Origin of the sequence: Butyrivibrio sp. AC2005 (assembly GCF_000424145.1) — a bacterium.
Classification (GTDB): domain Bacteria; phylum Bacillota; class Clostridia; order Lachnospirales; family Lachnospiraceae; genus Butyrivibrio.
Genome location: NZ_AUJI01000075.1, coordinates 1 through 6,666, shown reverse-complemented (window position 1 = coordinate 6,666; position 6,666 = coordinate 1). Strand labels below are relative to the sequence as shown.

The 6,666-nt window shown below is 39.8% G+C and carries 5 protein-coding genes and 1 pseudogene; 4 read left to right on the top strand and 2 right to left on the bottom strand.

The window, feature by feature from the left end:
- The 4 genes and pseudogenes from G602_RS31105 to G602_RS0116875 all read left to right on the top strand — a co-directional run.
- Window positions 1–325: pseudogene (locus tag G602_RS31105) on the top strand (RNA-guided endonuclease InsQ/TnpB family protein); the annotation flags it as partial.
- A 39-nt stretch (window positions 326–364) separates the two neighbouring features.
- The gene (locus tag G602_RS31245) at window positions 365–619 is read left to right on the top strand and encodes a hypothetical protein (protein ID WP_026660010.1); all 255 of its coding nucleotides are present in this window, start codon (window positions 365–367) and stop codon (window positions 617–619) included.
- A 45-nt stretch (window positions 620–664) separates the two neighbouring features.
- Window positions 665–1,585 carry an alpha/beta hydrolase gene (locus G602_RS0116885; RefSeq protein WP_044932591.1) on the top strand — a complete coding sequence of 307 codons (921 nt, stop codon included), beginning with the start codon at window positions 665–667 and terminating at the stop codon, window positions 1,583–1,585.
- Window positions 1,586–1,825: 240 nt separating this feature from the next.
- Complete coding sequence (locus G602_RS0116875) at window positions 1,826–3,268, top strand: AAA family ATPase (protein WP_049945298.1); 1,443 nt, start codon at window positions 1,826–1,828, stop codon at window positions 3,266–3,268.
- A gap of 224 nt (window positions 3,269–3,492) precedes the next feature.
- Here the strand turns inward: G602_RS0116875 and G602_RS0116870 are convergent, their stop codons facing one another.
- Window positions 3,493–4,899 (bottom strand): MATE family efflux transporter, encoded by a 1,407-nt coding sequence (locus tag G602_RS0116870; protein ID WP_026660006.1) that lies wholly within the window; start codon window positions 4,897–4,899, stop codon window positions 3,493–3,495.
- Between the two features lie 977 nt (window positions 4,900–5,876).
- Window positions 5,877–6,641: a hypothetical protein gene (locus G602_RS0116860; RefSeq protein ID WP_026659200.1), complete on the bottom strand. Its 765-nt coding sequence runs from the start codon at window positions 6,639–6,641 to the stop codon at window positions 5,877–5,879.
- Between the last annotated feature and the right edge of the window lie 25 nt (window positions 6,642–6,666).

The window sequence follows — 6,666 nt, the reverse complement described above, 5'->3', positions numbered from 1 at the left end:
AAGATATAAGCTTGCTGAATACGGGATAAGGTTTGCGCTTACGGAAGAGAGCTATACATCCAAAGCGGATTTTCTTGCGATGGATGAGATCCCTGTGTATAAAAAGGGAAGTAAGGCTGACTATGTTTTTTCCGGAAAAAGGATAAAACGTGGACTTTACAGGCACTACGATGGGACAATAACAAATGCAGATATAAATGGAGCTGCCAATATCTTAAGAAAAGTATTCCCAAAGGTAACCCAATGGGATAGGGGCATAGTGGACATGCCCTGTTCTTTGGGATGCGTTAAGCATCCCAAAGGTTCATGCCGCTTTGCGGTATAACAGAAACCTCTTCCGACGCAGAGTCGGTGGAGGTAGTTCATGTACCTCCCAGCCGTCCTATTCTTTCTTGGACAAACAGAAACATCGGTATATATTGATGGGGTAAAATATTCGGCTCACACCTATGAATTCTTGGATAGATTTGTTTATTACTACGATTACAAAAATTTCCTGATATCCGGAAATGTGCTTCGAATGGAAGATGACTACCCGGGGTGCATTATTGGCGATCCAATTAGGACTGTCTATGATGAATATGGAAATGGGACAGTTATTCAGGGGGAGGGTGGCTGAATGTTACTGGCCAGGCTTTTGGTTAGATGTTGAGGAAGGTAGATAATGAAGGCTAAATATCCATTGGATAAAGAACTTAAATTTCTTGCCAGGACTCATCTTTTTCCCAATATTCACGTTTATCCATTCGTGAACATTTTTATGGGTATGATTCCTTGCGGATCAGACGAGAATGTATCGGTGCGGAGGCACATTATTTCCGGGTATGCAGGATATAATTTGCCTGCTCTTGTGATTGAACCTAAGAATACAGATGAAAAGCTCCCATGTATTATGTTTTTTCATGGTGGAGGTTTGATTCTAAAAGCTGCCGGTGCACACTATCAGTTTGCAAAATGGTATGCAGAGAAGGTGAATTGTAAAGTAATAATGCCAGACTACAGGCTGATGCCAAAATACAGATTTCCTTATGCGGTTGAAGATTGCTACAGTGCATATGAATGGGCAATTCTTAATTCTGCAGAGCTAGGCATCGATGAGCATAGGATAATTGTTACCGGAGATAGTGCAGGAGGGAATATTGCAGCTGCAGTTGTGTTCATGGCTAGAGACAGGGACCAAATCCTTCCTGCAGGAGTTCTCATGGTATATCCTGCGCTGGATCGGCGTATGAATACTGAGTCTATGAGAAAATATACAGACACACCCGTATTGGATGCAGGCCTTGCGAAGATGTATTGGGATGAAATGCTGATAAAAGGGCTTCCGCAACCTATAGAATATGCTTCTCCGATGGAAGCTGGCTCTTTTGCTGGATTCCCTGCTACTTATATAGAAGTTGCAGAATTTGACGCTCTTCATGATGATGGCATATCTTTTGCAAAGAAGCTGGAGGCAGAAGGTATTTCTGTCGAAGTACATGAAATCAAAGGTACCTGCCATGGGTTTGAAGTGGCACTAAAGAGCAGTATGGTTAGGGATTCGTTGGACAGAAGAGTTGCCTGGATCAGAAAACTGTTTTCCTGATAAGAAACATATTTATGATGTTCAAGCTCTTGAGGTAGAGGAACTTGTAACGGATTCTGGTAAAGAGCTTAAGCTTCAGGGCAATGAATTAAAAAGAAGGAATACAGGGAAACGGTAAGGCACGTTTGTGAGGCAGCTTGTAGAAAAGCATGAGAGATTTACACTTCGTTGTTGATTCTCAGCCTGTAAGCATATAAAATATACCTTAGGGGCTGGAAATCAACAATGAGAGGCGGCAAAATGATTGGAAGAGAGACAGAAGTACAGCAGCTAAATGAACTGTATAATAGCGGAGAAGCAGAGTTTGTAGCAATTTATGGAAGAAGACGTGTTGGAAAGACATATCTTGTAAGTGAAACGTTCGCCGGAAAGCTGGCTTTTCATCATGCAGGGTTATCCCCTATCGAACTGGAGGAGACAGAAGGGGGGACACCATTGCGAAAACAGCTTAAGCATTTTTATAATTCACTGCTTCTGCATGGCATGAAAAAGAGCAGATGCCCTGATAACTGGCTAGATGCCTTTCTTATGCTAGAGATGTTCCTTCAGGAAAGAGACGATGGAAAACGTCAGGTGATCTTTCTGGATGAGTTACCCTGGATGGATACTCAAAAATCTGGATTTTTAACAGCTTTTGAAGGCTTCTGGAATACCTGGGGATGCTTTAGAAAAAACCTGATGGTCATCGTGTGTGGAAGTGCCACTACCTGGATAAAGAATAAGCTTGTAGACAATAATGGTGGCTTATATGGACGTTTAACAGATGAGATTAAATTAGCACCGTTCAGTTTAAAAGAATGCAAAAGCTACATTGAAAGTAAACGTGTGAAATTGCCGGAATATGATATTGTTCAGGCATACATGATAATGGGTGGTATCCCTTTTTACCTTAAACATCTGAAAAAAGGTAAAAGCTTGGCTCAGAGTGTTGATGACATGTTCTTTGTGAAGGATGCTCCGTTGAAGAAGGAGTATGACAGACTTTTTGCATCAGTCTTTAAAAATCCTGATAAGATGAAAGCCATTATAGAGTGTCTTGGGACGAAAAATGCCGGTTATACAAGGCAGGAAATTTCCCGACTGACCGGAATAACTGCGGGAGGTACACTGTCAGATGACTTAGAGGCATTGATAGCAAGTGACTTTATTATTAAGTATGAACCTTTTGGAATGGGGGCCCGGGATGAATGCTATAAACTTGTTGATCCGTTCTGTATGTTCTACTTGAAGTTTGTTAAGAATAAACGCTCTCTTGACGGTTCTTTCTGGCTTGAGAATCTTACATCTCAGGCAATTGTTTCATGGCGAGGTTTCGCGTTTGAGAATGTTTGCTTTAATCACGTGGACCAGATAAAGAAAGCGCTTGGGATAAGCGGAGTGGACACTACCCAGTCCCTATGGTCAAAAAGAGCTGATGATACTGATGGAACACAGATAGATATGATAATAGACAGAGCTGACAACATCATAAACATGTGTGAATCCAAATTCTACAGTGATGAATTTGTAGTGAACAAAGGCTATTATCGCACTTTGATAAACAGACAAGGGTTATTAGAAAAAGAAATCGCCGCGGGAAAAGTAATCCATAATACACTGATAACTACCTATGGGCTTAAATACAATGAATATAGCACATTTTTTGATAGCGTGATAACGATGGAAACCTTATTCGATTGTTGATTCCTGGCCTGTAAGCACATAAAAAACACCTTAGGGGCTGAAAATCAACAATGAGAGAATCATTGTTTTTAATGACACCTATGTCCTGTACATAACCAAGAAGCCATGAGCTGCTAATTGAGAAAACATGGGAAAAAGGTGCTACGGAAATTGAAGGTATAGCACATCTTTTAACAAAACGCGCATTTAATAGAAAGATGCTTTCCAAATAATATCGTATTACATCAAACCACTTGTGCTTCCTTAGCGTCATCTTCATCGCTGTTGATTTTGGAGTCAAGCTCTTTTACAACATTTATGGACATCAGAACAACAGCTACTGTAGTTACTATGTCCGCTACAGGAGCTGATAAAAGAGCTCCTTCAACGCCAAAGAGCATAGGAAGAACAATGGCAAGCGGAACACTTAATACAAAGTCCCTGAGTAATGATAGTCCCATAGACATTACTGGCTTTCCAAGAGACTGAAGGAAAACACTGGTAGCCTTCTGAATACATGTCAGAATGATCATTGAAAGGAAAATCCTGAATGAAAGAACCGCAAATTCATTATAAAGACCATCCTCACTTCCAAATATTGATGTGATCTGAAGAGGGAACAGTTCAAATAATACCATTGAAACAAGGCCAACAATTGCTTCTGCCTTGATGATTGTTGTAAACAGTTTTTTTACTCTTCTGTATTTTCCTGCGCCATAGTTATATCCCACGATAGGCTGTGATCCTGCCGCAATTCCAATACATACTGATACTACAATCTGGAATACCTTCATAACAATTCCCACTACAGTTAGAGGGATATCCGCGCCGTACTTGCTCATTGCGCCATATTTTACAAGGACATTATTCATTACACCCATGATAACTACGATAGAGAGCTGAGTTAAAAAGCTGCTTATTCCAAGCGGAACAAAACTGCCTATCACGTGCATATCAGGAACCATATTCTTCCATGTGAGTTTAAATGTCTTGGCTCTGAAAAGAATATAAGCAATTCCGCAGATTGCTGTAACAATCTGACCAGCTATGGTCGCGATAGCTGCTCCCTTCATGCCCATATGAAGTCCAAAGATAGCTATTGGGTCAAGAATCACATTGATGATACATCCTGCAAGAGTAGTAATCATGGCAAATTTAGGGCTTCCATCAGCCCTGATAATGGAATTAAGGCCATTACCGACAACAAAGAAAGGAATTCCCAAAATGATGTAATCAAAGTACTCATTTGCATATGAAAGGTTGTTCTCAGTAGCTCCAAATGCCATAAGGATCTGTGACTTAAACACAGCAAAAAGAACTGCCATGATAAATCCTAATGCCACAAGAAGCAGTACAACATTGCCCATGCTCTTATTTCCGGATTTCACATCTTTTTTACCTTGACAAAGACTAAGATATGCAGCAGCACCATCCCCAAGCATCAGCGCAATCGCAAGCGATATAATCGTGATTGGGAAAACAACATTTGTTGCACCATTTCCAAGATATCCCACACCTCTTCCGATGAAAATCTGGTCTACTATGTTATAAAGTGACGATACCAGCAGCGACATGATGCATGGAATAGAAAATTTTAGAAGAAGCTTCCCAATCCTCTCTTCTGCCAAGTAGTTGTTTGTGTTTTGATTCATTTTTGCCTCCATAAATCCGTAAAAAAAGAACACGGTAAGCGAGTCTTCACTTACACGTGTTCGGTTACAACCCAGTATTCATAAATCGCCTGCCCACCGGGCGGCATTCAATTACTCGATTATGATACAGATTTTTTTGAGCTCTCGTAATAGTCAGATTTGACAAAAAAATTAGCTTTTTTGAAAATTTCATGCGCCGATAAGTAATAGTATAGGAAAACTTCCAAGGCAGATTTAACGAGTTCAAATACTCCTTTAACATTTCGTATTTATTCAGAAGCAATTCGTTTGGTTTTTCATTTTCTTTCATTTTTAACACCTATTCACATATTATGTTTATATGTTTTATAGCAATATGGATTTTGCTCGTTCTAATTGTTTGCGTTTAATTATAACTTAGTCCATGCCAAAATCAAGCACTATTAAGTGAATTATTGATGAATTGTATGTCTACCGTATGACTATTACATGGGCAAAATACCTGTTTCGTAAAAATGGGCAAAAAGAAACCCCAGATAAAATCTGGGGTTCCGAAATCTGCAATGCAGATTGATCATCTCTTTGAGAACTTTTTCACTGCCTTAAATGCCTTGTTTTGGGCATTTGTAGGACGAGTTGCTGTTTACCTGCTGCGTACGGTAGAAAGCTCAGGGCTACTGTATGCGGCTGGTGGCAACTTGAATAACTGCGATCAAAAATAATACTCTGATCTTACTTTCTACTCATTAAATCTTTGTCTGTCTTTTGTAAGATTATCTTCCGATATATCTTACTATCATTTATTTCTACAATTACGAACTCAGGCAAGACTTTTTATCCAATCCCCTATGGGCCCCAAAATGCAGAAGATGATCTGATCATTCGTTGCTACAAAATTTCTTCGCATTTATCCTGCATATCCTGCGTGATCTTGTCAAAAGCTGCGGCTCTGGGTGCAAGGTACCCTCCGAGAGATATACCTATGATCGTCACATCCTTCAATTTGAAATAGTCAATGCAAATATCACTGACCAGGATACTATAATGATACCTATAACCAACTTGATGCCCACTTCCGGCCTGAGGTCATAGAATTCCATTTTGCCAAATCCAATCAGAGACATCAGGACTCCAATTATGATCATGATCAATGGTAGCAGCGTCGCAAACAAAAGAAGGAAAATAGCTGCTGCGAAAAAAGCATCTACTCGTAAGCAATCACTGATCATTGAGCTATTCAAAAATCCCACTAGCAAAAAAATGCCTACGAATAGAAAAATAATACCGGCAATGCGAAACAAAAATCCCTCTTCCCAGCTTAAGCGTTTGTGATTCCATATTCCCGGGAGATATGCAAAACCGTGATCTCTCAGATAATGTTCAATGATGGAAAGGAGTTTGTCCTCATCAAATCCAATATTCGCCCAATCCTTATGATCGATTCTTTTTCTCCAAGGCAAATTCTTCGGTGTAGAGAGTGAAAAAACAGCTCTGGTCTCCGTGGACAATGGCGGCTTATAAGTATCTTTGACAAGCAAGGTTTCACCGCCGCAAAACGTTTTGTCTCTGCTAAGTATATATGTCACATAAAAGGAACCGGTGTCCCTGTTGTCAGTTTCTTCCGAGATTTGCTGCGTTTTCCACCTGGCAACAATTTTATTTTTTTGAACAGTTACAACAAAGGGATATTCATCCGAGTTTAGATCCCTTTGTATTAAAGCTTTAAAATCATTAAATTCTTTTCTATTAATCCTTTTCTTCATGTTTTACTTAGTCCATTATCCTACT

Coding starts and splice junctions, on each gene's coding strand:
- G602_RS31245 (WP_026660010.1), top strand. CDS start 365: ATGTACCTCCCAGCCGTCCTATTCTTTCTTGGACAAACAGAAACATCG.
- G602_RS0116860 (WP_026659200.1), bottom strand. CDS start 6,641: ATGAAGAAAAGGATTAATAGAAAAGAATTTAATGATTTTAAAGCTTTA.
- G602_RS0116885 (WP_044932591.1), top strand. CDS start 665: ATGAAGGCTAAATATCCATTGGATAAAGAACTTAAATTTCTTGCCAGG.
- G602_RS0116875 (WP_049945298.1), top strand. CDS start 1,826: ATGATTGGAAGAGAGACAGAAGTACAGCAGCTAAATGAACTGTATAAT.
- G602_RS0116870 (WP_026660006.1), bottom strand. CDS start 4,899: ATGAATCAAAACACAAACAACTACTTGGCAGAAGAGAGGATTGGGAAG.